The sequence below is a fragment of the Bradyrhizobium sp. LCT2 genome (assembly GCF_009931255.1).
In the GTDB taxonomy this organism is placed as follows: domain Bacteria; phylum Pseudomonadota; class Alphaproteobacteria; order Rhizobiales; family Xanthobacteraceae; genus Bradyrhizobium; species Bradyrhizobium diazoefficiens.
Genome location: NZ_CP034432.1, coordinates 8,281,697 through 8,304,202, shown reverse-complemented (window position 1 = coordinate 8,304,202; position 22,506 = coordinate 8,281,697). Strand labels below are relative to the sequence as shown.

At 59.7% G+C, this 22,506-nt stretch carries 17 protein-coding genes and 5 pseudogenes; 9 read left to right on the top strand and 13 right to left on the bottom strand.

Annotated elements, in window-relative coordinates; genetic code table 11:
* Positions 1-1,004: 1,004 nt before the first annotated feature.
* Positions 1,005-1,391 (bottom strand): oxygenase MpaB family protein, encoded by a 387-nt coding sequence (locus EI171_RS46915; protein WP_371740558.1) that lies wholly within the window; start codon positions 1,389-1,391, stop codon positions 1,005-1,007.
* A 176-nt stretch (positions 1,392-1,567) separates the two neighbouring features.
* Here EI171_RS46915 and EI171_RS46910 point away from each other — a divergent pair, with 176 nt between their 5' ends.
* Positions 1,568-1,786: an FAD-linked oxidase C-terminal domain-containing protein gene (locus EI171_RS46910; protein ID WP_161536447.1), complete on the top strand. Its 219-nt coding sequence runs from the start codon at positions 1,568-1,570 to the stop codon at positions 1,784-1,786.
* Positions 1,787-1,825: 39 nt separating this feature from the next.
* Here EI171_RS46910 and EI171_RS39220 read toward each other — a convergent pair whose 3' ends face one another.
* Positions 1,826-3,364 carry an alpha-N-arabinofuranosidase gene (locus EI171_RS39220; RefSeq protein WP_161536446.1) on the bottom strand — a complete coding sequence of 513 codons (1,539 nt, stop codon included), beginning with the start codon at positions 3,362-3,364 and terminating at the stop codon, positions 1,826-1,828.
* A gap of 168 nt (positions 3,365-3,532) precedes the next feature.
* Between EI171_RS39220 and EI171_RS39215 the strand changes: the two are divergent.
* A pseudogene (locus EI171_RS39215) lies at positions 3,533-3,877 on the top strand (integrase core domain-containing protein); the annotation flags it as partial.
* A 755-nt stretch (positions 3,878-4,632) separates the two neighbouring features.
* Here EI171_RS39215 and groL read toward each other — a convergent pair.
* Entirely contained in the window at positions 4,633-6,273 is a 1,641-nt protein-coding gene (gene groL / locus EI171_RS39210) for a chaperonin GroEL (RefSeq protein WP_161536445.1), read from the bottom strand.
* Between the two features lie 83 nt (positions 6,274-6,356).
* Complete coding sequence (locus EI171_RS39205) at positions 6,357-6,671, bottom strand: co-chaperone GroES (protein WP_097669955.1); 315 nt, start codon at positions 6,669-6,671, stop codon at positions 6,357-6,359.
* 965 nt (positions 6,672-7,636) lie between these two features.
* On the opposite strand from EI171_RS39205, the gene EI171_RS39195 reads away from it, so the two are divergent.
* A complete protein-coding gene (locus EI171_RS39195; protein ID WP_161532315.1) occupies positions 7,637-8,983 on the top strand; it encodes an IS5 family transposase in 1,347 nt (448 codons plus the stop codon).
* 7 nt (positions 8,984-8,990) lie between these two features.
* On the opposite strand, the pseudogene EI171_RS39190 reads toward EI171_RS39195, so the two are convergent.
* From EI171_RS39190 to EI171_RS46145, 3 genes and pseudogenes are all read right to left on the bottom strand, one after another.
* Positions 8,991-9,370: pseudogene (locus tag EI171_RS39190) on the bottom strand (LPS-assembly protein LptD); the annotation flags it as partial.
* A 94-nt stretch (positions 9,371-9,464) separates the two neighbouring features.
* A complete protein-coding gene (locus EI171_RS39185) occupies positions 9,465-10,535 on the bottom strand; it encodes an IS3 family transposase (RefSeq protein ID WP_246740377.1) in 1,071 nt (356 codons plus the stop codon).
* Positions 10,502-10,654 (bottom strand): annotated as a pseudogene (locus EI171_RS46145) (transposase); the annotation flags it as partial. The gene EI171_RS39185 and the pseudogene EI171_RS46145, both read right to left, overlap by 34 nt.
* 1,080 nt (positions 10,655-11,734) lie before the next feature.
* Between EI171_RS46145 and EI171_RS39180 the strand changes: the two are divergent.
* From EI171_RS39180 to EI171_RS39170, 3 genes are all read left to right on the top strand, one after another.
* Complete coding sequence (locus EI171_RS39180) at positions 11,735-11,878, top strand: hypothetical protein (protein WP_161536444.1); 144 nt, start codon at positions 11,735-11,737, stop codon at positions 11,876-11,878.
* A 175-nt stretch (positions 11,879-12,053) separates the two neighbouring features.
* Positions 12,054-13,139 carry an HlyD family secretion protein gene (locus tag EI171_RS39175; protein WP_161536443.1) on the top strand — a complete coding sequence of 362 codons (1,086 nt, stop codon included), beginning with the start codon at positions 12,054-12,056 and terminating at the stop codon, positions 13,137-13,139.
* A gap of 29 nt (positions 13,140-13,168) precedes the next feature.
* The gene (locus EI171_RS39170; protein WP_161536442.1) at positions 13,169-15,322 is read left to right on the top strand and encodes a peptidase domain-containing ABC transporter; all 2,154 of its coding nucleotides are present in this window, start codon (positions 13,169-13,171) and stop codon (positions 15,320-15,322) included.
* A 15-nt stretch (positions 15,323-15,337) separates the two neighbouring features.
* On the opposite strand, the gene EI171_RS46140 is transcribed toward EI171_RS39170, so the two are convergent.
* Entirely contained in the window at positions 15,338-15,562 is a 225-nt protein-coding gene (locus tag EI171_RS46140) for a transposase DNA-binding-containing protein (RefSeq protein WP_246740376.1), read from the bottom strand.
* 314 nt (positions 15,563-15,876) lie between these two features.
* Positions 15,877-16,227 (bottom strand): annotated as a pseudogene (locus tag EI171_RS39160) (transposase); the annotation flags it as partial.
* A gap of 486 nt (positions 16,228-16,713) precedes the next feature.
* Between EI171_RS39160 and EI171_RS39155 the strand changes: the two are divergent.
* The gene (locus EI171_RS39155; protein ID WP_161536441.1) at positions 16,714-17,361 is read left to right on the top strand and encodes an FkbM family methyltransferase; all 648 of its coding nucleotides are present in this window, start codon (positions 16,714-16,716) and stop codon (positions 17,359-17,361) included.
* 154 nt (positions 17,362-17,515) lie between these two features.
* On the opposite strand, the gene istB is transcribed toward EI171_RS39155, so the two are convergent.
* The 3 genes and pseudogenes from istB to EI171_RS46135 form a co-directional block, all read right to left on the bottom strand.
* Positions 17,516-18,283 (bottom strand): IS21-like element IS1631 family helper ATPase IstB, encoded by a 768-nt coding sequence (gene istB / locus EI171_RS39150; RefSeq protein WP_038952109.1) that lies wholly within the window; start codon positions 18,281-18,283, stop codon positions 17,516-17,518.
* A gap of 4 nt (positions 18,284-18,287) precedes the next feature.
* Positions 18,288-20,044 (bottom strand): annotated as a pseudogene (istA, locus tag EI171_RS39145) (IS21 family transposase).
* A gap of 499 nt (positions 20,045-20,543) precedes the next feature.
* On the bottom strand, positions 20,544-20,849 hold the full coding sequence (locus tag EI171_RS46135) for a hypothetical protein (protein WP_246740375.1): 306 nt from the start codon (positions 20,847-20,849) through the stop codon (positions 20,544-20,546).
* On the opposite strand from EI171_RS46135, the gene EI171_RS46905 reads away from it, so the two are divergent.
* Positions 20,778-20,960: a hypothetical protein gene (locus tag EI171_RS46905; protein ID WP_371740557.1), complete on the top strand. Its 183-nt coding sequence runs from the start codon at positions 20,778-20,780 to the stop codon at positions 20,958-20,960. The genes EI171_RS46135 and EI171_RS46905 overlap by 72 nt on opposite strands.
* A 1,030-nt stretch (positions 20,961-21,990) precedes the next feature.
* Here EI171_RS46905 and EI171_RS46900 read toward each other — a convergent pair.
* Positions 21,991-22,164, bottom strand: coding sequence for a hypothetical protein (locus EI171_RS46900; RefSeq protein WP_371740340.1), 174 nt, complete (start codon positions 22,162-22,164; stop codon positions 21,991-21,993).
* 10 nt (positions 22,165-22,174) lie between these two features.
* On the opposite strand from EI171_RS46900, the gene EI171_RS46120 reads away from it, so the two are divergent.
* Positions 22,175-22,309 (top strand): recombinase family protein, encoded by a 135-nt coding sequence (locus EI171_RS46120; protein ID WP_246740669.1) that lies wholly within the window; start codon positions 22,175-22,177, stop codon positions 22,307-22,309.
* Positions 22,310-22,506 lie beyond the last annotated feature (197 nt).

Sequence of the window (22,506 nt, the reverse complement as noted above, 5' to 3'; positions counted from 1 at the left end):
TCGCAACCAATTCAAACTGTCTCCTGCATCGCATTATACGTGATGGATTTGAACTCAGCCGCGCGCAAAGTTGATGGTGGGCAATATTTGCGCCAGCAAAGTCGCGTGCGACTATGGGCCCAGCGCTTTGGAATACCAAGCCTTCGGCTCGCGCTTCTTGCGGTCGTTCGGCTTCGTTTGCCTCCGGCCACATTGGACGGTGGCAATGGGGATTGCCGATGACTTTGCTGATCAGAACCGGAAGTTTGATTGTTTGCGGCAAGACCGGATGGGGCCGCCCCGGTGCGAAGTCTAAGTGGCACAGCTGCCGCCCGGGACGGCGGTTGCTCGCAGCAGGCCGATTGTCCTTCTGGGGTCGCCAAGTCTAGATTTGGCATCCGCCTGATCTCGTCAGGCTTCCTGGCAAACGAACGGCAGGGATGAGGAGGGGGACGTATCCAACGCATCTTTGCGACTATGACGGGTCTGCCAACTCCTACAACATCCGGGGAGTCCGCTCGCTCCGGACGAACGTCACTGATTAGCTTACGACGATGATGACCAATTGCACCTAGCAACCTTGGCGCCCTGAGCATATTGCAACAGCAGAGTTGATCTCCCCACTCCTTGCGCTGTGCGGGAGCCTCTCGGATTTTTCATCGTGGCGTACGCCCAATTGCGATACGGGTGTCCTGCGACAAGATCGCCGTAAAGAGCTCGCAGGCTGCGTCCGTCGGCTTGACGCAAACTTCTCCTCCGGGCGGGAGGCACAATCACGATGGTGCCTCTCTACGACGTCATGAGCGGCGACATCTACCCCGACGTCACGCGTAACCTGGCAATGAAATTTGCGGGCAAAGACCGCCGGCGAGGCGCGGCAGGCGGTCGGCAACGTCCGCGGCTGTCCGGGACAGCTTTACCTGTTCCGGCGGTCATCCAACTGGGGTTGTGCTCTCCAGGCACTCTTCAGGCACCCGGTTGTCCAGCTCAGTTGCGGCGTTCACTGCAGTCGCGCTTTGAGCTTCCTAGTAGGGGCCGACGTAGCGAAGCCGGTCGGCATTTTGGGATAGATGCGTAGTATTTGGGCAACTGCACGCTCTGCGGCCTCTCTCTCGCGTTCGTCGAGCGCAAACCCGAAGCCGGTGCGTAATCGGTCCGGCGGTAGTCCGGCACTCAGGGTTTGATACCAGCCGCGGCGGCCGCAACATGGTCGTGAACCGGCGAAGATCTTGGGCCACCTCGCGCGCGGCGGTGCCGACGGACAATGTATCCGATTGCATCATCGCCGCGTTGTAGGCCGCGAACGAGTCCCAATGCGTCGGCAACTCGCTCGACGTCAGCCCGAATATTGCCCCGAACAGCCGGCTTTTAGCCCAATAGCGCTCGCGCTTTTCGACGGAGAATGGAGGCAGGATCAGGTCATGGACGGCCAGAGCGGTGTCAACGAGAGTGGCGTGGACTTAGCATAACGCTGCGACCTCGCTGACGCGGTGGGACGAGCCGCTCTCGAACGGACCGATTGCTTCGGGCAGGCGAGCGACGATCACGGTATGACGTGGTGCAGGCGCGGAATACGGCGGCCTGAAATTTGGCCGTACCCCATGCAGGCAAGGCTGGGCCGGGTGCGGCGGCGGCGGACGCGCTGATCGCGGCAGGGGGCTATGTGACCCATCACCATGCCGTTGGCTGCGATCATCGGCCCTGGTACGACCGGCAGCGGTCACAGCTTTTGCGATGTGCTCACGCTCTCGGCCTAATAGCTTTCGCGGAAATCATGCTCAAGCAAGAACCTAAACCGCGATGGTAATTGATCCTTTGGCGCTGCCTTCGCGGATCCTTCATCTTCTCAGTCTGCCGCCAGGTAGATCACATTCCATGACGCCGGCTTGAGTCTCGCCCGCAACCTCCCGCGGTCAAAGGCCACGCTTTGCAAGGGCGCCGGCTTGACTTTGTCCGGCGTATTTTCGGTATTTGCCGCCATCAGATCATCGTGCCGGAGCTCGAGCCGCTCGTGAACTGTCAGGGGACCGAAGCTTCTAGCCTCGACGCTCACCTCCATCTCCTGCTTCAGATCACGATTGAGCAGAAAGAGCGACAAGCCGCCGCCTTGCTCGGCGACTGCCGCTATCTTGAGATACGGTACGTCGGGCGCTGGAAGGGTGTCGGCCGGTCTACCGTCAGGATTGTTGTACGACGCATAGTAGGCCTCCGACTCGACTTGCGCGCGCAAAATCCTGCCGCGGCCAAAGCGGCTCATATGCGCAAAAGGAAAGAAGATGGTTTGGCGCCACGCACCTCCGCCTGTCTTGGTCATGATCGGCGCGATGACGTTCACGAGTTGCGCCAGACAGGCAACTCTCACCCGATCGGCGTGATTCAGCAGGGAAATGCAGGCGCCGCCGAAGGCGAGCGCGTCCTCCATCGTATAGAGTTCCTCAAGAATGGGGGGTGCCACTGGCCAGCGGTCTACCGGGGCAACCTCGTTGCTCGTTCGATACCAGATGTTCCATTCGTCGAAGCTCAGCATAAGACGCTTTTTGGAGCGCCGCTTGGCCGCAACCGCATCAGCTAGGACGACGACCTCATCGATGAAGCTGTCCATCAGGTCGGTGCTCGCGAGAAACGATGCGGTGTCCTGACTGTAGTTCTCCAGATAAGTATGGATTGAAATGTAGTCGACGTAATCGAAGGTGTGTTCCAGGACCGTTTCTTCCCATTGGCCAAAACTAGGCATCTTGCGCGACGATGAACCGCATACCGCAAGCTCGATGGTAGGGTCCACCCGCCGCATCATCTTGGCCGCCTCTCTTGCAACTACCCCGTAAGCGGCGGCGCTCTTTTGCTCTATCTGCCAGGGCCCGTCCATCTCATTGCCGAGGCACCACAGCTTGATCCCATGAGGCGTCTGCCAGCCGTGTTTGCGGCGGAGCTCCGACCACGCAGTTCCTCCGGGATGGTTGCAGTATTCGACCAGATTGCGAGCGGCATCGCCGCCGCGTGTCCCCAGATTGACAGCCATCATCGGCGCGACATCGGCGGCCCTGCACCAGTCCATGAATTCATTGGTGCCGAAGCTGTTCGGCTCGGTGCTGAACCAGGCCAAGTCGAGGCGCGCCGGCCTCGTCTCCAGTGGCCCAACGCCGTCCTCCCAGTTGTATCCGGAGACAAAATTGCCGCCAGGATATCGAACGAGGGTCGGGCCGAGCTCCTTCACCAGCGCCAGCACGTCCTTCCGAAAACCCCTCTTGTCTGCGGTCCGATGGTTGGGCTCGTAGATGCCGCCGTAGACGCATCGGCCCAGATGTTCGATGAAAGCACCAAAAAGACGAGGGTCGGTGTAACCAATGGTGAAGTCGCGGTCGATCAGAACTTTGGCTTTCCTCATGTCCTTCTCGGGCGGCTTGGGGTGATGACAGTTACGAGGTGGCTGCTGCTGTGCGAAAGAAACGAATCAAGATTCGTGCCGTTTGCACGGAGAGAGCTCCATGAAGCCGATCCGCAAATATTGAGCGATTTGCGGAGCGCGAGCCTTCCGCGGCAGCGACGTCGTGGGCTGGAAAGAGCCTGCAAGGAAGTGGGGCTCCCGGCGACGATCCGTGTCGATCAAGGCAGCGAGTTCGTGTCGCGCGAGCTCGATCTGTGGGCCTATCAGCGCGGTGTTACGCTGGACTTCTCAAGGCCGGGCAAGCCAACCGACAACGCCTTTATCGAGGCGTTCAACGGCCGCTTCCGGGCCGAATGCCTCAACGCCCATTGGTTCCTGTCCCTTGCAGACGCCCAGGAAAAAGTGGAGACTTGGCGCAGATACTATAACGAGGAACGGCCCCACGGGGCGATCGGCAATCGGCCGCCGATTTTGCTGCAGAATCACGCCGGCGCCACCAGCCCGCCAACGTGATGAGAGGCGCAAAACTCTAGTTCTGGCTGGTCCAAAGTTCGGTCTCGCTACAAGAGTCGTAAAACTCCATTTCTGGGCGGTCCAAACTTCGGTGTCGCTGCTTCCTCAAAAGTCATTCCCCGTGATCTGCCTGGAACAGCATCAATTGCACGACCTGCCGACACACACTCTCTCTAAAACAGATATCCATGGTAGGACGCTGCAGCGGAGTTGAGGGGGCCCCCGTAGGCGAAGCGGAGCCCGTCCGCGAGGACAAAATAAAGCGTACACTAATCATGGCACTTCCGCAGGATACTGTGTGGTTTTTGACAATGAGCATTCTCGCTGCTTTCAAACGAGCCCTCTGGCCATGAGATGTGAGTGCGAAGCTCCAGGAAAGGGCATTTGGGCGCTTGGGACTACGCGTCAGGACAGGAAAGTACGCAAAAGGTCGAAAGCGGGTAGGCAGCACCGGATATGCCGCAGACCAAGGGTTCAACACTCGGATGAGCAGAGGCAGCTTCGTGAGAGTCAAATAGCGATAGGCCCGGTTCCATCGCAGTGCTGGACCCGTTTTACCTTGGCCGAGGCCCTGTCGCCGCCGAGGGAAAAGTCACAAGTAAATTAGGTCTGGGCCCAACCGCCGCTCATATCGATAGGCCGATGGGTTGGGCCTTCGGGGCGGCTTGCAAGGGCTATTTGCAAGCTCCCGCGGAGCAAAAAACCCTGGCATTCCTGCCAGGGTTTTGCATGTCATCGACGCTTTGAGAGGTGGATCAGAAGTCCATACCGCCCATGCCGCCGCCCGGAGGCATTGCTGGACCAGCCGCGGCCTTCTTCGGCAGCTCGGCAACCATCGCTTCCGTCGTGATCAGCAGCGCCGCCACCGAGGAGGCGTTCTGGACCGCGATGCGCACGACCTTGGTCGGGTCAATGATGCCCTTGGAGACAAGATTGCTGTACTCGCCTGCCTGCGCATCGAAGCCATAAGAGTACTGCTCGTTGTCGAGAACTTTGCCCACCACGATCGAACCGTCTTCACCGGCGTTGATCGCGATCTGGCGGGCCGGCCAGGACAGCGCCTTGCGCACAATCTCGACGCCGGTCTTCTGGTCGTCGTTCTTGGTGCGCAGGCCCTTGAGCTGCTCGGAAGCACGGAGCAGGGCGACGCCGCCGCCCGGCAGGATGCCTTCCTCGACTGCCGCGCGGGTCGCGTGCATCGCGTCATCCACGCGATCCTTGCGCTCCTTTACCTCGACCTCGGTCGCGCCGCCGACGCGGATCACCGCGACGCCGCCGGCGAGCTTGGCGAGACGCTCCTGGAGCTTCTCACGGTCGTAGTCCGAGGTGGTCTCCTCGATCTGCGCCTTGATCTGGGACACGCGCGCGTCGATGTCGGCCTTTTTGCCGGCGCCGTTGACGATCGTGGTGTTCTCCTTGTCGATCATCACCTTCTTGGCGCGACCGAGCATGTTGAGCGTGACGTTCTCGAGCTTGATGCCGAGATCTTCCGAGATCGCCTGTCCGCCGGTCAGGATCGCGATGTCCTGCAGCATGGCCTTGCGGCGATCGCCGAAGCCCGGAGCCTTGACGGCCGCGACCTTCAGGCCGCCACGCAGGCGGTTCACGACAAGGGTCGCGAGCGCTTCGCCTTCGACGTCCTCGGCGACGATGACCAGCGGCTTGCCGGTCTGCACCACGGCCTCGAGCAGCGGCAGCAGCTCGTTCAGCGAGGAGAGCTTCTTCTCGTTGATGAGGATGTAGGCGTCGTCCATCTCAACGCGCATCTTGTCGGCGTTGGTGACGAAGTAGGGCGAGATGTAGCCGCGGTCGAACTGCATGCCCTCGACGACGTCGAGCTCGGTCTCGAGCGACTTGGCCTCCTCGACCGTGATCACTCCTTCGTTGCCCACCTTCTTCATGGCGTCGGCGAGGAACTTGCCGATCTCGGCATCGCCGTTGGCCGAGATGGTGCCGACCTGGGCGATCTCCTCGTTCGAGGTGACCTTCTTGGAGTTCTTCTGCAGGTCCGCAACCACGGCTTCGACCGCGAGGTCGATACCGCGCTTCAGGTCCATCGGGTTCATGCCGGCGGCAACCGACTTGGCGCCTTCGCGCACGATCGCCTGGGCCAGCACGGTCGCGGTGGTGGTTCCGTCGCCGGCAGCATCCGCCGCCTTCGAAGCCACCTCGCGCACCATCTGGGCGCCCATGTTCTCGAACTTGTCGTCGAGTTCGATGTCCTTGGCGACGGCAACGCCGTCCTTAGTGATGCGAGGCGCGCCGAACGACTTATCGAGCACCACGTTGCGGCCCTTCGGACCGAGCGTGACCTGTACGGCATTGGCGAGGATGTCGACACCGCGCAGCATGCGGTCCCGCGCGTCCACTCCGAATTTGACTTCTTTCGGTGACATAAAGAATTCCCTCAGTTCTTAGTTTCTGATCCTTCAGCGCGCCCGGTGGGCGCTCGTCAGGGGTGAGCTGTGCGAGCGCTGGGTTAGGCGGCTTTCTTTTTGGACAACACATCGGTGAGAACGCCCATGATGTCGCTCTCCTTCATGATCAACAGGTCCTGCCCGTCGATCTTGACCTCGGTGCCGGACCACTTGCCGAACAGCACGCGGTCGCCGACCTCAATGTCGATCGGAATCAGCTTGCCGGTCTCGTCGCGGCCACCGGGGCCGACAGCGATGACTTCGCCCTGCGAGGGCTTTTCCTTGGCAGTGTCGGGAATGATAATGCCGCCAGCGGTCTTCTCATCGGCGTCGATGCGCTTGACCACAACGCGGTCGTGAAGCGGACGGAAAGTCATACAGGTCTCCTGAGCGTTTGAGCAAGTTGGTGATAGGCACATTGTGACCAGCCCAATTGTAGCAAGAGTCAGGCCAAAAATGAGCTGAACGATCCATCCCTGCAGTTCTGCTGAATCGTTGCCTGGCCTGCGCGTGTCTTTGTCCGGAAGCCAACGCCCTCAGGTACACGGCCCGCCAAGCTGTGACGAAAATAACATTGCGTTTCGTCGAAACACCCAGATTGAACCTTCCTCAACATTGGCCTGGCGGCCGTTACACCGGTAGAAGCGCCGCGTGTTTCGACGGCGGTGGCCGGAATGCACATGATTGCTTCGTCTGACGGCAGCATCTAGGAGCTGACGCCGACGAAGCGTGCGGTGCACAAGACTCATCGAAGATCGGCGCTCGATGAATTTGACGAAGTCGCGCACAATAACAAGTATGCCAACTATCTCAAAAACTCAGGCGGCGTGCTCCAAGAGAGGCCATCATCGAATTGTATCGAATTGTCGATGTCCAGCCGTGGCACGGTCGCTCAAAAACTGACTGAATTTACCCCGATCGTTCGTAGACCGAGAGTGAGCAGGCAGGTGTTGTTCAGCACGGGCGATGCCGAACCAGCGGAGTAGTTGTAGGAACTTACGTAGTTTGCCGCCAGTACGAAGCAATCGTCGACATACGACCGCGAACAAGGCTCGAGGTGTCGAATACAAAATTCTGCGCGTCCTCGTTCGGCAGCTTGCCGGCGTGGGGCTCGTCGGGCCGGATGATGACCTGCGCGATTGGCTCGACGGCGGTCGTGCCCCGTGGCTGCACAGTTGTCCGTGAACAAGCCTCCAAGCACTTGATTGGGAGTCTGTTTTCCGGTTGCGACGGCATTTGAGATTGCAGGGGATTGAGGCTTCACAGCCCAAAACCCTGCAATTTCGATTTTGGATTTCCCTGCCGCTGCGAACCGTGATTCTGTGCTGCATCGGAGGCACCGATGCGACCAAAGAAGCACAGGACGACAGGCTCGAACGATCTGTTCCGGTCCCGGCTGGACCAGATCATCAACATGCGACACGAGCTGGTTCTGCTCGCCGGCAGGGTCGATTGGAACTGGATCGACGGCGAGATCGCGCCGCTCTACAGCGACAACGGCAGGCCGGGTATCGCGACCCGATTCATGATCGGATTGCTGCTGCTCAAGCACATCTACGGCCTGTCCGATGAGGGGGTGTGCGAGCGCTGGGTCCACGATCCGTACTTCCAGTTCTTCACAGGCGAAGAGTTTTTCCAGCACGTTTTCCCGCATGAGCGCTCAGACCTGAGCCACTGGCGCAAGCGGCTCGGCGACAAGCTGGAGCGGTTGTTGGCCGAGAGCCTTCGGGTGGCGCACGCGAGCGGTGCGTTGCGCAGCCAGGACCTCAAGCGGGTCACGGTCGACACGACCGTCCAACCGAAGGCCATCAGCTTTCCGACCGACGCCAAGCTGCTGCATGCAGCGATCCGCGGGTTGAACCGCCTGGCGAGGAAGCACGGGGTCAGGCTCCGGCAATCCTATATTCGCGTGGCCAAAAGCGCGGCAATGATGGCGGGCCGCTACGCTCATGCCAAACAATTCAACCGGCATCAGCGACAGCTGCGCCTTCTGCGCAGCCGGCTGGGCCGGATCATCCGCGACATTCGCCGCAAGACCGAGGGCCAGCCCGCACTGGAGGAGGCATTCGCCCTGCCGCTGAGCCGAGCCACCCAGATCCGCTCGCAGCAGCAGCGCCAGCGCGGCTTCAAGCTGTATTCCTTCCATGCTCCGGAGGTCGAGTGCATCGGCAAGGGCAAGGCCGCCGCGCCCTATGAGTTCGGCGTGAAGGCATCCATCGTCACCAACAACCAAAGAGCTCCCGGCGGCTTGTTCGTGCTCCACGCCTGCGCGCTGCCGGACAACCCCTACGACGGTCACACCCTTCGCGACGTCATCGAGCGCACCGAGAGCCTCACCGGCTGCCCGATCGAACGGGCCTATGTCGACAAGGGATATCGCGGCCACGACACACAAAATCCCCGCCGCGTCTTCATCTCGGGCCAGAAGCGCGGCGTCTTCGGCGTCATCAAGCGCGAGCTACGCCGCCGTTCCGCCATCGAGCCCATCATCGGACACATGAAGAACGAAGGTCACCTTGGCCGCTGCTATCTCAAAGGCCGCGCCGGAGATGCCGCTAACGTTCTCCTCTCGGCCGTTGGCCACAACCTCCGCCGTGTCCTGGCTTGGCTCAGAGACCTTTTGTCCCTCTTCCTGCTCTCACTCTGGCCAACGCTCAACTGTCCAGTTCAGCCCAATTCGGCTTATTAACGATCGACTGCACATTGATGAGGGGATAGCGGTATTCAAAGCCGACGGTCGGCATCAGGCGGACCGTCTGGGTGCTGCCAACCGGCAGGTAGTTGGAAACGCCCGGCTGGCTCGAGATGTCGGCATTGATGCCCGGCGCGGACACTGACGAACGGCGTGCAAGGGCTTGCGCCACTGCGCCTCGGCCGTCAGGCGGGTATAGGCCCCCGGCATGCCGCGCAGCAAGCGCTGCGACGGCAATCGCGCCATCGGATCGGTGGACGCGGTCGTGCACAGACCATTGGCGTTGGCGAGTGTCGTCATCGGATCGAACACCGCTGTTTTGCGGGTCAGGTTAGTGAAGTCCACCATGCAGCTGAACTCGCCACCCAGGATCGGACTTTCAAGCCAAGCACTATCTGCTTTATAATTGCAGCTGCAGCCCCTGCTAGCCCCAAAATTCAGGCAAATGCTCCCAACGATATTGACCTTGCCCCAAGTTTTATCCAGTCCTGAGTTCGCCCGTGCCGTTGGATTTGCCCGGTTGGGCGGTGGCAGCGACGGGGGCTGGCGCGGAGCCTTCGGCATAGCGCAGCGCCAGATCCCGGCGCGGGTGGCATGTCATCGCGAACTCGGACGGGGTTCTCCATCCGAGCTGCGAGTGTGGTCGTGTGTCGTTGTAATCGGCCCGCCAACATCCAAGTGTGACGCGGGCTTGTGCCAGTGACGTGAACAACGTCTCGTTCAACAGCTCATCCCGCAGCCGGCCGTTGAAGCTCTCGATGAAGGCGTTCTGCATGGGTTTGCCCGGCGCGATGTAGTGCCATTCGACACGGCTTTGGTCGGCCCACACCAGGATGGCGTTGCTGGTGAGTTCGCTGCCGTTGTCGCTGACCACCGTCCTGGGCTTGCCGCGCTCGATCATCAGCCGGTCCAGTTCCCGCGCCACGCGGACGCCGGAGAGCGAGGTGTCGGCCACCAGCGCCAGGCACTCACGGGTACAATCATCGACGACAGTCAGGATGCGGAAGCGGCGGCCGTCGGTCAGCTGATCCGACACAAAGTCGAGCGACCACCGGTCGTTCGGCGTCATCGGAACCAGCATTGGCGCCCTGGTCCCGATCGCCCGCTTGCGGCCACCACGGCGACGCACCGTCAGCTTCTCTTCCCGATAGAGCCGGAAGAGCTTTTTGTGGTTGATCAGATAGCCCTCCCGCCTGAGCAGAACATGCAGCCGCCGATAGCCGAAGCGGCGGCGCTCCTGGGCGATCGCCCTCATGCGCTGGCGAAGGCTGGCATCGTCAGCCTGGGTCGTCCGGTATCTCATGGTCATGCGGCAGCAGCCGATGGCTTTACACGCCCGCCGTTCACTCATCCCATGGGCATCCACCAGATGAGCGACAGCTTTCCGCTTCCCCGCGGGCGTCACCACTTCTTTCCCAGGAGATCCTTCAGCGCCGCATTGTCCAACATGGCGTCTGCCAGAAGCCGCTTCAGCTTCGTGTTCTCGTCCTCCAGCGACCGCAGTCGCTTGGCCTCCGAGACGTCCATCCCGCCGAACCTGGCCTTCCATTTGTAGATGCTGGCGTCGCTGACACCATGCTTGCGGCAGAGATCGGCGACCGGAACCCCGGCTTCGTGCTCCTTCAAAATCCCGATGATCTGTTCTTCCGTAAACCGCTTGCGCTTCATGCTCTGGTCCTCGTCTTGGGCCAGAACGAACTTCAAACTGGATTAAGCCCGAGGGGCAAGGTCAATATCGACCCTCCCGAAGTTGCAGATGCTGGTTCGCGGGTTAGTTAGGCTACACGCTAAGCTGACATATTGGTCCTCATCAGAGTCTCCTTTCCAAACAAGAAGGTCCGGCGTGACGCTGGCCGACAACGCCTGCCGCCTCGCGCAAATAGAAAACCAAGATTCGTGCCATGGAGCGGAGACAGCGGTGCGGGAAAGAGCGCGGGAGTTCTTGAAGAATGATCCGCACCGACCTCGATCTGGCCATTGCGCGCCCCAGTACGAACGCGCAAAGGCCGGCCAGCGGTGCTGATGGGAATTCGCTCCAGCAGTTCTCGGGTAGCCGGCTCGCCCAATACGGATGCTCACCGGCTTCTTCACACTTGTTGTGTTCGCGACTGATTAGTCGCATTGGCGACGTAATGTTCGCGCGGCCTGCAGCACAGTTCGGTTAAGCCTCTGAAGACGCAGAGCCGCTTATTTTTGGCTTTCCCGAGCTTGTTGGCTTTCCTGAGCGCTTGGCACGAGATTTGATTATCCTGCGTCGGCGGCAGCAGTTCCTGACCGCCGACTACGCGAAGGGAAAAAGCATGAATATGTCAGCTTATGACGTGACCGAATTGACTCTCGAAGAAGCGTGTGCTGCTGCGGGAGGGCAAGATCCGTGCGGTTGGGTAGTTAGGCCAAATCCGGAGGGTAATTATATCATCGTCGAGCCAATCTACTGCCCGCCTCCGACTCCGAGTGCATAAGTAGCCTGCGCAAAAAGTAACTTGGTGAGCCAGTCTGTGGCGCAGATACCTGTCCTCCAGGCTGGCTCGCCTCATGATGCAGAAACTTCTGTACGGGACGGAAACGCTTTCGCGCCGCAGCTACGGTTGGAATATCCTCTTCAACGTGCGTCCGCTAACAGTCCGTCGCTCTGGAGCAGGACAAATGTGGGCGCTGAGGGTCTGAGAATTTCTTAACTTCTCTCGGTGACCGAGCAAGCCGCCGACCTGCAGAGCCGACCGTTCCCCATTCAGGAGGAGACAAACAATGAAGCTCGATGTGCCATCTTTCAATCTGGCCGAACTCACCGCTGGCGAAGCAGCTGCGATCTCGGGAGGGTGGGTTCTCGGATTGTTTGCAGCAGTTATTGCGGTGTTCGCAGCTGTAGCTGCATGGGATATAATGCGTTGATCGTTTGGTCCGGTGAATAAGAGGCGGTGCATCCCTCGGAGGTGCTCAAGCTAGATCTGCATGTTGGGCCTGCTAATCGCCATATAGCGTGACTACTATGACTGATGAGTTACTGCCTCCGGAAGTGGTCGGTTGCACTGCGGAGAGTATTCTGTCGCGAGGATCAGGGCGATCTTTGGCAATCTACAAGCTGATAGTACTGTCTGTCGTTGCGACCATGTCGTCGCTGCCGATCATTACTGTCACGCTTTCTGTTCAAAGTGCCGGTACTATTCGTCCCACAATGGAGAAGACTCCCCTGATTGCGCCGCTTTCCGGGCGCATCTCCCGGGTTCTTGCGGTCGAGAACGATCGCGTTGAACAAGGCCGGGAGATCCTAGTTCTCGACGACAAGGTCATTGAGGAAAAAATCGGTACGCTAACGGACGAAATCCGTCTGAAGCGAGATCGTGCCATCGACCTCCAGACCCTGATCTCTTCTGGCGCGCAGTTCGCCCCTCCCATCCGCCTCCGGACCGAGGCCGCCGAGGCCGAGCGGCTGCATTTTCTCAATCTGTTGCGGGAGAACCAATATGCCCGCGGCAATGCCGCGGTGGAGCTCGATCGGGCCAAGCGCCTCCTCTCCGTTGCTGCAGCGCCCGCCAAGGCGGTTGAGGAAAAGACCTTGGCGCTGCAGAGCCTCGAAGTAAAAGGCGAGATCCTTGCACGGAGCAAATCCGCCGAATGGAATCAGCAACTCTTCGATACGAACCTCCGCCTTCAGGAGCTCACTGCGAGCCTGCACCAACTTGAGAGCGAACGCGACCTGACCCGCATTCGCGCTCCCGTGTCCGGCGCGCTCGAGCAATTCTCTGGCCTGTCGCCAGGCGGCTACGTCCAGGCAGGGCAAACCGTGGGTTGGATATCGCCTGAAGGCGAACTGGTGGCAGAAATTTACGTCTCTCCCAAAGACATCAGCTTCGTGCAGCAGGGGCAGGCGGTGCGGCTCCAGGTCGACGCTTTCAATTACAATCAGTGGGGGGGAATCGACGCGAAAGTGCTAAACGTGGCGCAGGACTTCATCCTCCTGGACAAGAACCCGGTCTTCAAGGTCCGTTGCGCGCTCTCTCGCAGTTACCTTGCACTCAAAAACGGAATTATTGGCCATCTGAAGAAGGGCATGACCGTGCGAGCCCGCTTTTTCGTGGCTGAGCGCACTCTACTGCAACTCCTCTACACTGAGGTCGACGATTGGCTCAACCCGCTCCTGGCTGCCCGCTAACTATTGATTATTCGAGAGCCAGTGAGCCAATGTCGAGACAGATCATCAAGTTGAAGCAGCGGGACATGACGGATTGTGGGGCAGCCAGCCTTGCTTCTGTTGGCGCCTTCTATGGCTGCAAGTTGCCCTTGTCTCGCATCCGACAGTTTGCCTCAACCGACCGCTCCGGCACCACGGTGGCGGGTCTTTTGCACGCGGCTCAAAAGCTGGGCTTCATTGCTAAAGGTGTCAAGGGCAACTTCGACAGCTTGTACAAGGTCCCGAAGCCCGCTATTGCGCATGTGATCGTCAAGGACGTCCTGCATCACTTCGTGGTCGTCCAGGCGATCGACGCGAGGTGCGTCACCGTGATGGACCCAGCTTTTGGTGAAATTCGAAAGCTGTCGCATGAAGAATTCAAAGGGCAGTGGACCGGTGTCCTGGTGCTCCTGGTTCCGGCAGATACCTTCAAGCGCCGCGATGAGACCACCTCAACTTTTCTTCGCTTCGTCCGACTGCTTGCGCCGCACAGAGCTGCGCTGGCGCAGGCGCTCGTCGGCGCACTGGTAACCACCATTCTGGGACTCTCGACGGCCATTTACGTACAGAAGATCGTCGATCACGTGATTGCATCGGGCAACCGCAACTTGCTCAACCTCATGAGCGTCGCGATGTTGCTGATCCTGGTGCCACAAATCCTTATCAGTCTCCTTAGAAGCCGGCTCGCCCTGGAAACTGGGCAGAAGATCGATGTGTGCTTGATCCTCAGCTACTACAATCACATCCTAAGCTTACCCCAAAAGTTCTTCGATAGTATGCAAGTGGGAGAAATCGTTTCCCGGATGAACGACGCGGTGAAAATCAGGAGCTTCTTGAACGAGGTCTCCATCACGATGTTCGTCAACATCCTAGTCATACTGTTCTCGTTCGGGTTGATGTTCCTCTACTCGTGGAAGATCGCTGTGGTCGTGGCGATCTCGGTTCCACTATATTCGCTGGTATACTGGACCACTAATCGGCTGAACAGCAAGCGCCAGCGCGCAATCATGGAGAATGCCGCCGATCTGGAGGCGCAATTGGTGGAATCGCTCGGAGCTGTTTCTACGATCAAAACATTCGGGATGGAGAACAGCTCCTGCCTTAAGATGGAGACCCGCTTCGTTAAGACGCTGCAGTCAGTCTACAGTGCCGGCCTTATCTCGATCCTAGGAGATAACGCTTCTTCGTTCCTCTCAACTCTGTTGACGATCCTGCTAATGTGGTTCGGGACGACGCTTGTTCTGGATCAGACCGTCACTCCGGGTGAATTACTTTCGTGCTATGCGCTGCTCGGCTATATCACCCGCCCAGTCGCCAACCTGATCCAAGCTAACAGAGTTGTGCAGGACGCCTTTATCGCGGCGGATCGCCTGTTTGAGATTTTTGACCTTGAGCCGGCGCGTGACGGAGGCGCTGATGTCACGAAATCCAGTCTCGGTGATATCATCTTCGAGAATGTCACGTTCCGTCACGGCGCCCAGCCCAAGCTATTTCAAGACCTCAGCGTCACGTTCCGCAGAGGCGAGATGACGGCCGTGGTCGGGGAAAGCGGCTCCGGCAAGAGCTCCCTTGCCGCGCTGCTGCAGAACATCTACCCGCTCGAGGGTGGGCGCATCCGGATCGGCCCCCATGATCTCAAAGACTTATCGACCGTATCCCTGCGTAACGTTGTTGCTTCGGTACCGCAGTCAACGGACGTATTCTCGGGCTCGGTGATCGAGAACATCGCACTTGGCGAGTTCGAGCCGGAGATCGACAGGATCATGAAAATCTGCGATCAAACTGGGCTGCGGGAGGTGATTGAGCGTTGGCCCGGAGGCTTCCAGGCCTATCTGGGCAAAAACGGCGTAAGGCTCTCTGGCGGCGAGAAGCAGCGCCTTTCGTTGGCGCGAGCTCTCTATCGGGATCCGGCAATCCTAATCCTAGACGAGCCGACTTCCTCTCTCGACCCGGTTGCCGAAGCCACGGTGCACCGGCTCCTCCAGGATTTGCGTCGGGCCGGCAAGACCATCGTGGTCATCTCTCACCGACTCAGCACCATCTGTGATGCCGACAAGATCGTCGTCTTAGACAGGGGCCGCATCGTTGCGGAGGGCAGGCATACTGATCTGCTTGGTGAAAGCGCTTATGCTCGCTTGTGGCAGACGCAAATCGGCGGAGGCTAAAGTTGAGAAGATGGCTCATCGCCAAATTGGGCGGAATCGTTCGCTGGCTTTAGAGCCTGAAGATTCCGTCGTGTCATGGAGGACGGGGATCGGTCCCTCCGTCGCCGCTACGCGCCCGCGCGTCGCCTCGAAATGACCGCAAAGAATATCCGCCTCGTCGACCCGTTCGTTGGAGAAGAAGCGATAGGCGGCCTTCGTGTTGGCCCAATCCTGATAAACCAGCGGGATGCTTTGACCCATGTCGCGCCCGATTTGGCGAGAAGTTTGCAGAACTGGCGACCAAGCCGCTCATCCTTAAACTCAAATCCCGCAACTTCCCGATCAACCCATGTCTCGATACCGGTCGTCAATCGCTGAGCACGCGCCCCCGCGCATTCTTTCACCAAGCCCATCGAATACTCCGCGCTTCCGAATCAGGTGCTCAACAACGAATCACAACAGATTCTAGCGATTTAAGATTTCGCCCGCGGCGCCTCGCTCAAATCCGATGTCAAATGTGGGTAATTGAAAGCAAGCTGAGGCCGTCAACCTCGGTAAACAGTTGGCAATACGGCGAGCCAGGCGAACGGATCGACATCGTCCACTTTCGCTGTTTGCGGCAGCGTTGCGATAGTTGCCCAGGTTTGTCCGCCGCCGCTGCCCGCGAAGAGCTTTCCCGTAATTTTTGTGGCGGTGGCGCGTTCGACGATGCTGCAGTCGAGCTCAATGCGGCCGTCGGTGAGGAAGCGTTCGAAGATGGCAACCCTCGAGACGCCATAACGGATTGGCTCCGCCAGTTTTGGGTTGCCGGAGATCCGCTGCAAGGTTTGCTGCAGAAAGTCGAAGAGATCTGCGACGAGCGCTGCGGAGGATTGCTGCAGCAAACGCGTGCGTCGAGACGCGGATCCGCGTATGGTCTTCTCCAAAGAGCAGATGAGTCCGAGGAAGGTATCGTCCGGAGCTGCTCGCACATTGCGTCAGCCGAATCTGAGATGGCGGCCGTCAGCCGGCAGAGCATATCTCGCGCAACTGTGATCTAGGTGATAGGCTATTGCTGCGCACGAGAGATCACTCTGCCCGGCACGCTCCAGGGAGAATAGCCACAGGTGACATTCGAGCGAAGCTCATCTTTTGGCCGCCCCGAAAAAGAACCGCAGACGACGATCTGGCTCACAGAGGGCGCGTCTGCCGACGCTGGGTGGCAATTTCCATTCCAGGCAGTCGCTGCACCTCCCGGTCCGACAGGTTCCCTTTTGATGTCGATGGCATCCAAATAGCCGTCATGGATCAAGGGAACTGACGGACATATGCATTGTATACCTTGATATACGTTGTGCCGGCGCGTCTGGCGTGTGATTGCGGCTTCGAAGTCGAAATTCACCCGATCTCCGCGCCCAAGGGATAAAGCACCTGTGTCGTCTGTAGAAGTACACCAGCACATCGTTTCACTTCTTCAGAAGCCGAATCCGGTCATCCTGGATATCGGCTGCAATGACGGGACCGATACGGAACAGTTTCTCAACCTGTGCCCGCAAGCTCAGCTCTACTGCTTTGAGCCGGACCCCAGAGCGATCGCGCGCTTCAAGAAGAAGCTGGGCCCATCCCTCAATAGGTTGAAGCTGCTTGAAATCGCCATCAGTGATCGAAACGGGATGATCGACTTCCATCCAAGCAATGCAGATGGTGATGCGAAGGAATGGGACCTCTCCGGCTCGATACGCCGCCCGAAGAACCATCTTACCGAGTATGATTGGGTTCGGTTCGATCGCCCTGTCTCGGTTGAAACGCGGCGGCTGGACGACTGGTGCAGCGATGCCAAGCTGAACACGGTCGATTTCATCTGGATGGATGTCCAGGGAGCCGAAGCCGATGTTATCGCCGGCGGCATGCGGACCTTGAGCAACACGCGCTTCATCTACACGGAATATAGCGACCGCGAGCTCTACGAAGGGCAGTTGTCTCTGCAAGCCATTCTGGACCTGCTACCATCATTCGAAGTGGCGGCCCACTATCCACGCGCAGTGGAAGGTGATGTATTGCTCAAAAATACGCGCTTCTAGTGGCTACTCATATCGAGCGCCTCACTCATCGCTGGAAGACGTGACTGGTGCGCTCTATGCCACCCAAAGCTGCACAACTCCCCGCGGGTCACTTCAAATTCCTCCGGGTGTGGTCAGTCAAATTCCTCCACCCGCGAGGCAGGACAAGGGACTGTTAGTTTGAGTTTGTTTCCCGGGCAAGAGCTTCAGCGGCTTCTTTGAGCCGATAGCTGCGTCCGTCGAACTCAAGCAGATGGCAATGATGCATAAGGCGATCGAGGATCGTCGTGCTCATAGTGTTGTCCCCAAGGTATGCCCCCCAATCCTGCACGACGCGATTGGAGGTGACGATGACGCTGCGGCGCAGTTTGTAGCGCTGATGGATCAGGGTCTGCAGCAAAGTGCCGGCGTCGTCGGGGATGGCGCGTGCGAGGAATAGATCGTCCAGCACGAGGAGATCGCAGTCGATGATGGTTCGCAGCCGGACCTCGCGTTGTGCCGGAGAGTTCAGGGCGTAGCGGTGGAAGAAGTCGTCGGTCTCAAGATACTGGACCTTGTGGCTTTGCAGGATCGCCTGATAGGCAATCGCCTTGGCGATGTGCGACTTCCCGGTGCCAGGTTTGCCGACAAGCAGAGCGTTCTCGCCAGCGGCAATGAACGCCAGGGTGTGGAGCTGGAAGCAGGTCTGACGTGGCAGTTTGGGATTGAAGGACCAGTCGAACTCGGCGAGCGTCAGCTTTTCGTCGAGCCCGGATTGCTGGTATCGCCGCTCGATAAGACGGGACTGACGACGGTCCAGTTCATCCTGCAGGATAAGGGAGAAGGTCTCGAGGAAGGGCTGGTTGGCGCCCTGCGCCTGGAGCACGCGCGTCTGCAGCGTGTCGCGGACACCCGACAGGCGCAGCTGTCGTAGGCAACGCTCAATTTCCGGCATGGTCATCATGTGGCTAGGTCTCCAGTTTAAGGTGAGAAGGTGCAGCGGGAGCGCTCGTGGCGCCGGAGCTGGCCGGGGTTGCGCAGGCGACACGAGCGCGGATTGCCGTGGCGTGATCGTCGTGAGCCTCGGCCTGCCGACCATTATCGTCGGCGTCGCGCCGCACAGCGCGGCTGAAGAGGTCGCCGTATTCCGCGGGGGTACGGATCAGCGGATGATCCTGGGTGAGCGGCGATGCCGGCTGTGGCGTCACTCCAACCTGCTCAATCGCCTGTTCGAACAACCGCTCGACGGTCGCACGCACGTGCTTGTAGCGGTAGATGCGGTTGTCGATGGCGTGCGCGCAGGCCTGCTCGACCAGCCGCGCCGGATACTTCCGGCCCAGCCCGACAATGCCCCACATCGCGCGCTGTCCGGGGCGCCCCTCGGTGTCGAACACTTGCTGGCATAGCGCCCTGGTCTGCGGCCCGATGCGCTCGGCGCTCGCCAGCAGCACGGCGGTTTGCCGCGACGGATTGAACGGCCGTTCGCTGGTCGGCAGGACAACAGAACCGGGGTGCGTCATCCGGGAATGAACACGCAGCAGCGCACGGGTGTGGCGATCACGGATCTCGATCGTGGAGGCGTAGATCCGCACCACGACCTGACTGCCGATCGGCGCGGGCCGCGCGGCGTAATAGCTGTTGTCGACGCGTACGGTGGTGTCGTCGCAGACAGTCCGGACGACTTCGGTGAAGATGCGGAAGGGAGCGACAGGCAGCGGCCGCAGGTGCGGCTTCTCTTCCTGGAACATCGCCTCGACCTGACGGCGCGTGCTGCCGTGGATGCGCTTGGAGGCCCAATTCTCCTCCCAGTGCCTCAGGAACTCGTTCTGGGCTTCCAGTGTCTCGAAGCGCCGTCCGGCCAGCGCGGTGCCCTGGGTATGTTGAATCGCACTCTCGACGCAGCCTTTCCGATTGGGATCGGCCACCCGCGCGGGATCGGCGACCACGGCGTAATGAGCCAGCATCGCGCTGTAAATCGGGTTGAGCTCGGGCTCGTACAAATCCGGCTTGAGGACGCCTTCCTTCAGATTGTCGAGCACGACATAGCTGGGGACCCCGCCAAAATACCGGAACGCCTCTTCGTGGAGCTGCGCCCAGACGTGTTGGCTGGACTTCCAGACCACCCGCCGGAAGCTGCGCCGCGAGTAGCGCAGCGTCATCACAAACAGGCGGGGACGGCGGTACCGGCCGCTCCTGGGATCAATCGTCAGAGCGCCCTCGCCATAGTCGACCTGGGCCTCCTCGCCAGGCAGGAACTCAAGTCGATCAAACTGCTCGGGATCGCTGTGTCGCAACGTGCGCACAAACCGCTTGACGCTCTGATAGCTGGACGGAAAGCCAAATCGATCGACCAGGTCCTGGTAAATCGCCTGCGCATTCCGCTTCAGGCGGACCTGTTCTTCGATCCATGCCCGATGCGGTTCGCAGGCCGAGCGGGCCAGGCTGCAGGCGGCTGTCGCTTCCGACACCCCAAAAGCCGGTGGTCGGGGTGGGGAATTTGGTCGTCCGCGCTCACCGTGCCGGTGGTCACTTCCCCGGGGGAATTTGCCTCCGCACCAGCCCGCAGCGCCCGGTAACGCCGGATCGTCTTGCGATCGACCCCCGTCAGCCTGTGGATCTCGCGCTGGCTGGCGTTGCGATCAAGTAATGTAAATACCGTGCTTTGCAGATGTCGCTTCAAGACGTTCAACTCCCCGGCCCCTTGCTGGCTAAAGGGGTCGAACATAAACGTCCTGCCTGACCGGCTACTGCTGTTCAGCGGCGCTGACGGCGATCATCAGGTGGGGGAGTTTCAAGTGACCATACCCGGGGGATTTTGACCGACCCACGGGGCACAACTGGTGATCAATAAGGCCAGGGGATATCGGTAGCCGGACGGGCACTCCGGTTTCCGGCTGCCATTGCAAACCCCGCGCGCGACGTCCGCGTCGGGCGGGTGGTGGGTTTCTGACAATCATTTATTTAGCCGAGCCGGCGCGACCGACGACTTCGCGGTCGGCAGCTCGAGCAGAGGCTTGAATCAACACTGTCAGCCGGCGCTCGAGGCGTTTGATCGTCTGAACGGCTGCTGTATGGTCTGGCCCTCTGGGAAGCTGGTGCACTGCTTCGAACAAATGCCAAAGCAATTGCATCAGTTCTCCTAGCTCCTTGAGATGGGCAGATTTCATCACGCGCTTGACGTCGCTATTGTTGTCTCAATGGGAAAGCGAGCTGAAGCATGTTGTTCATTCCGGATCAAGATTGCCGTGAGGGGTCCAGCATAACTGCCGAAGTCGATTGTCCCGCAAGGCGTCCTGGACACGGTGCAGGAGAAGGCGGCGGCGATCATCAGGGGCCGATCGCGCGCCGGATCGGATCAAGATCGTGATCGCAATCGCGGCTGCTTGCCTGCTCATGTGCCCCAGGTGGAGCGGATCATCGAGGCTGCGAGCACGCTCTGTCCGTGCGGCTGCGGCGCCATGACGAAGATCGGCGAGCACCTCAGTAAACGCCTCGACCTGATCCCGGCGCAACGGCGGATTTTTGGTCACGCGCCGCCCAAAATACGTCTGCCGTGGCCGCTCGGGCGCTATCGGAGGCACACGCGACGGAGCATGTCGTGCCCGGCAGACTGTCGACCGAGGCGGCCATTGCGCACGTGATCGTCTCCAAGTTCGGCGACCATACGCCGTTTTACGATGTGCAAGAGGCCGGCGGCCGCTCACGTCGGAAGTACTGAATTCCGGCGGAAGGCCTCGACCCCTTCAATGCCGCGCTTGTCAGCTTGATCGAGGTGGTCCGGAGTTGCCGCTCGATCAACCGCAATTTCAGGCCGGTCCGATCGGCGTCCGCGTGCCCATGGAGGCGAGCAGCAAGAGCAGCTCGGGCGTCAGGATCGGATCAGGATTTCAGCATGTGACGAACTATCATCCCAATCGATCGCTTATGCTTGTCTCTGTCTCCCTAATCGTCCAATCATCAATCATCAGACACGGCGGGCCAGAACACTCCAAACTGTCGTTCATTGGTAGCAAAAAAAGCCCGGCCTCATTTCGATGGCCGGGCGGAAGTCAGTCGTCGACAGAGGGAGGACCTGCCGACGGTTATTTGCGGCAAAACGCTTACCGCAAATTCAAGTTGCGAGAGGATCAATGATCGAGAAATCTGTCGTCGTTTCCTTCTCTATCAAGACGATATTGATGGAATGCGGCTCAACACTGGCTCGCACAGACCTTGGAGGGGGGTCTCCGCTGCCCTGAGGATCGTCAAAGTCATGCTGATTAAATGAGCAGCGCCGAACAGAGACGATCCGCGGCTGTTCGAACGGCTTCAACGTGCCGGCCGCAGAGCGCAGCAGCCCAGCATCCCCCGCGGCTGTCATCGTTCGCATGCGAGCACTCGGAGCCCGTTCGCGCGATCCCGCAGGCGGGGTTTGGGCCACCTGCGTCGCCCTCTGCTGTACACACATCGACCGCATTGGTATCATCGTCTCACTGATGGCAGCAAACAGCGGGCCGGTCTGACTTGCCGGGCATCCTCATCAGTTACTTCGAAATGTACAACGTGACGCTACGTGCGATTCAAGGCCTGTGAGCTGATCCGCATAAAATTTAAGTCGCCGAGCTGTCACAGGCAGCTAAGTGATCCGCCAGTGGTCGGAAAATTGAAGTGATCGATGATGATCTCGGTCGTTCAGCGGCCGGCGGCATACAACGCACCGGATTCGAGCGAATGGTGGCGGAGGTTTGCCTCGGCAAGGTTGGTGCGGTTTGCGCCCGCGAGGTCTTGCGCTTCGCCCGCAACAGCCGGGATAGGCAGCAACTCATCGAGATGTGCCGCGTGGTCGATACCGTGCTGGTCGATCAAGAGACCATCTATGCGCCAAGGCACGGCAACGACGCCCCTGCTGCTCGGGCTCAAGGGCAGCCTCAACGAGTACGAGCTGGATCTGTTGCGCCAGCGCTCGCTCTCGGCTCGCTACGAGAAGGCGCGCCGGGCAAGTTGGTTGTGACAGCGCCCGTCGGACTCCTGCTCGGAAGTGCAGCATACCAGGCTTTCCATGAAATGGTTCATCCACGAGCAATTCCGCACGCCCCGCAGCAACGGATTGCCAGACCTGCGTCATGATGTGGTCTGCCGCTGGAGGACCTGGCGGCCTGCCAGCCTTGTTTAAAGGCCAAGAGAGAGCGACCCTTGAGGAAAACCGCT

Excerpts from the sequence above, each read along its gene's own strand:
- EI171_RS39220 (WP_161536446.1), bottom strand. The coding sequence starts at position 3,364 with ATGAGGAAAGCCAAAGTTCTGATCGACCGCGACTTCACCATTGGTTAC.
- groL (WP_161536445.1), bottom strand. The coding sequence starts at position 6,273 with ATGTCACCGAAAGAAGTCAAATTCGGAGTGGACGCGCGGGACCGCATG.
- EI171_RS39205 (WP_097669955.1), bottom strand. The coding sequence starts at position 6,671 with ATGACTTTCCGTCCGCTTCACGACCGCGTTGTGGTCAAGCGCATCGAC.
- EI171_RS39195 (WP_161532315.1), top strand. The coding sequence starts at position 7,637 with ATGCGACCAAAGAAGCACAGGACGACAGGCTCGAACGATCTGTTCCGG.
- EI171_RS39185 (WP_246740377.1), bottom strand. The coding sequence starts at position 10,535 with ATGGAAGGCCAGGTTCGGCGGGATGGACGTCTCGGAGGCCAAGCGACT.
- EI171_RS39180 (WP_161536444.1), top strand. The coding sequence starts at position 11,735 with ATGAAGCTCGATGTGCCATCTTTCAATCTGGCCGAACTCACCGCTGGC.
- EI171_RS39170 (WP_161536442.1), top strand. The coding sequence starts at position 13,169 with ATGTCGAGACAGATCATCAAGTTGAAGCAGCGGGACATGACGGATTGT.
- EI171_RS46140 (WP_246740376.1), bottom strand. The coding sequence starts at position 15,562 with ATGGGTCAAAGCATCCCGCTGGTTTATCAGGATTGGGCCAACACGAAG.
- istB (WP_038952109.1), bottom strand. The coding sequence starts at position 18,283 with ATGATGACCATGCCGGAAATTGAGCGTTGCCTACGACAGCTGCGCCTG.
- EI171_RS46905 (WP_371740557.1), top strand. The coding sequence starts at position 20,778 with ATGACGAAGATCGGCGAGCACCTCAGTAAACGCCTCGACCTGATCCCG.
- EI171_RS46120 (WP_246740669.1), top strand. The coding sequence starts at position 22,175 with ATGCGCCAAGGCACGGCAACGACGCCCCTGCTGCTCGGGCTCAAGGGC.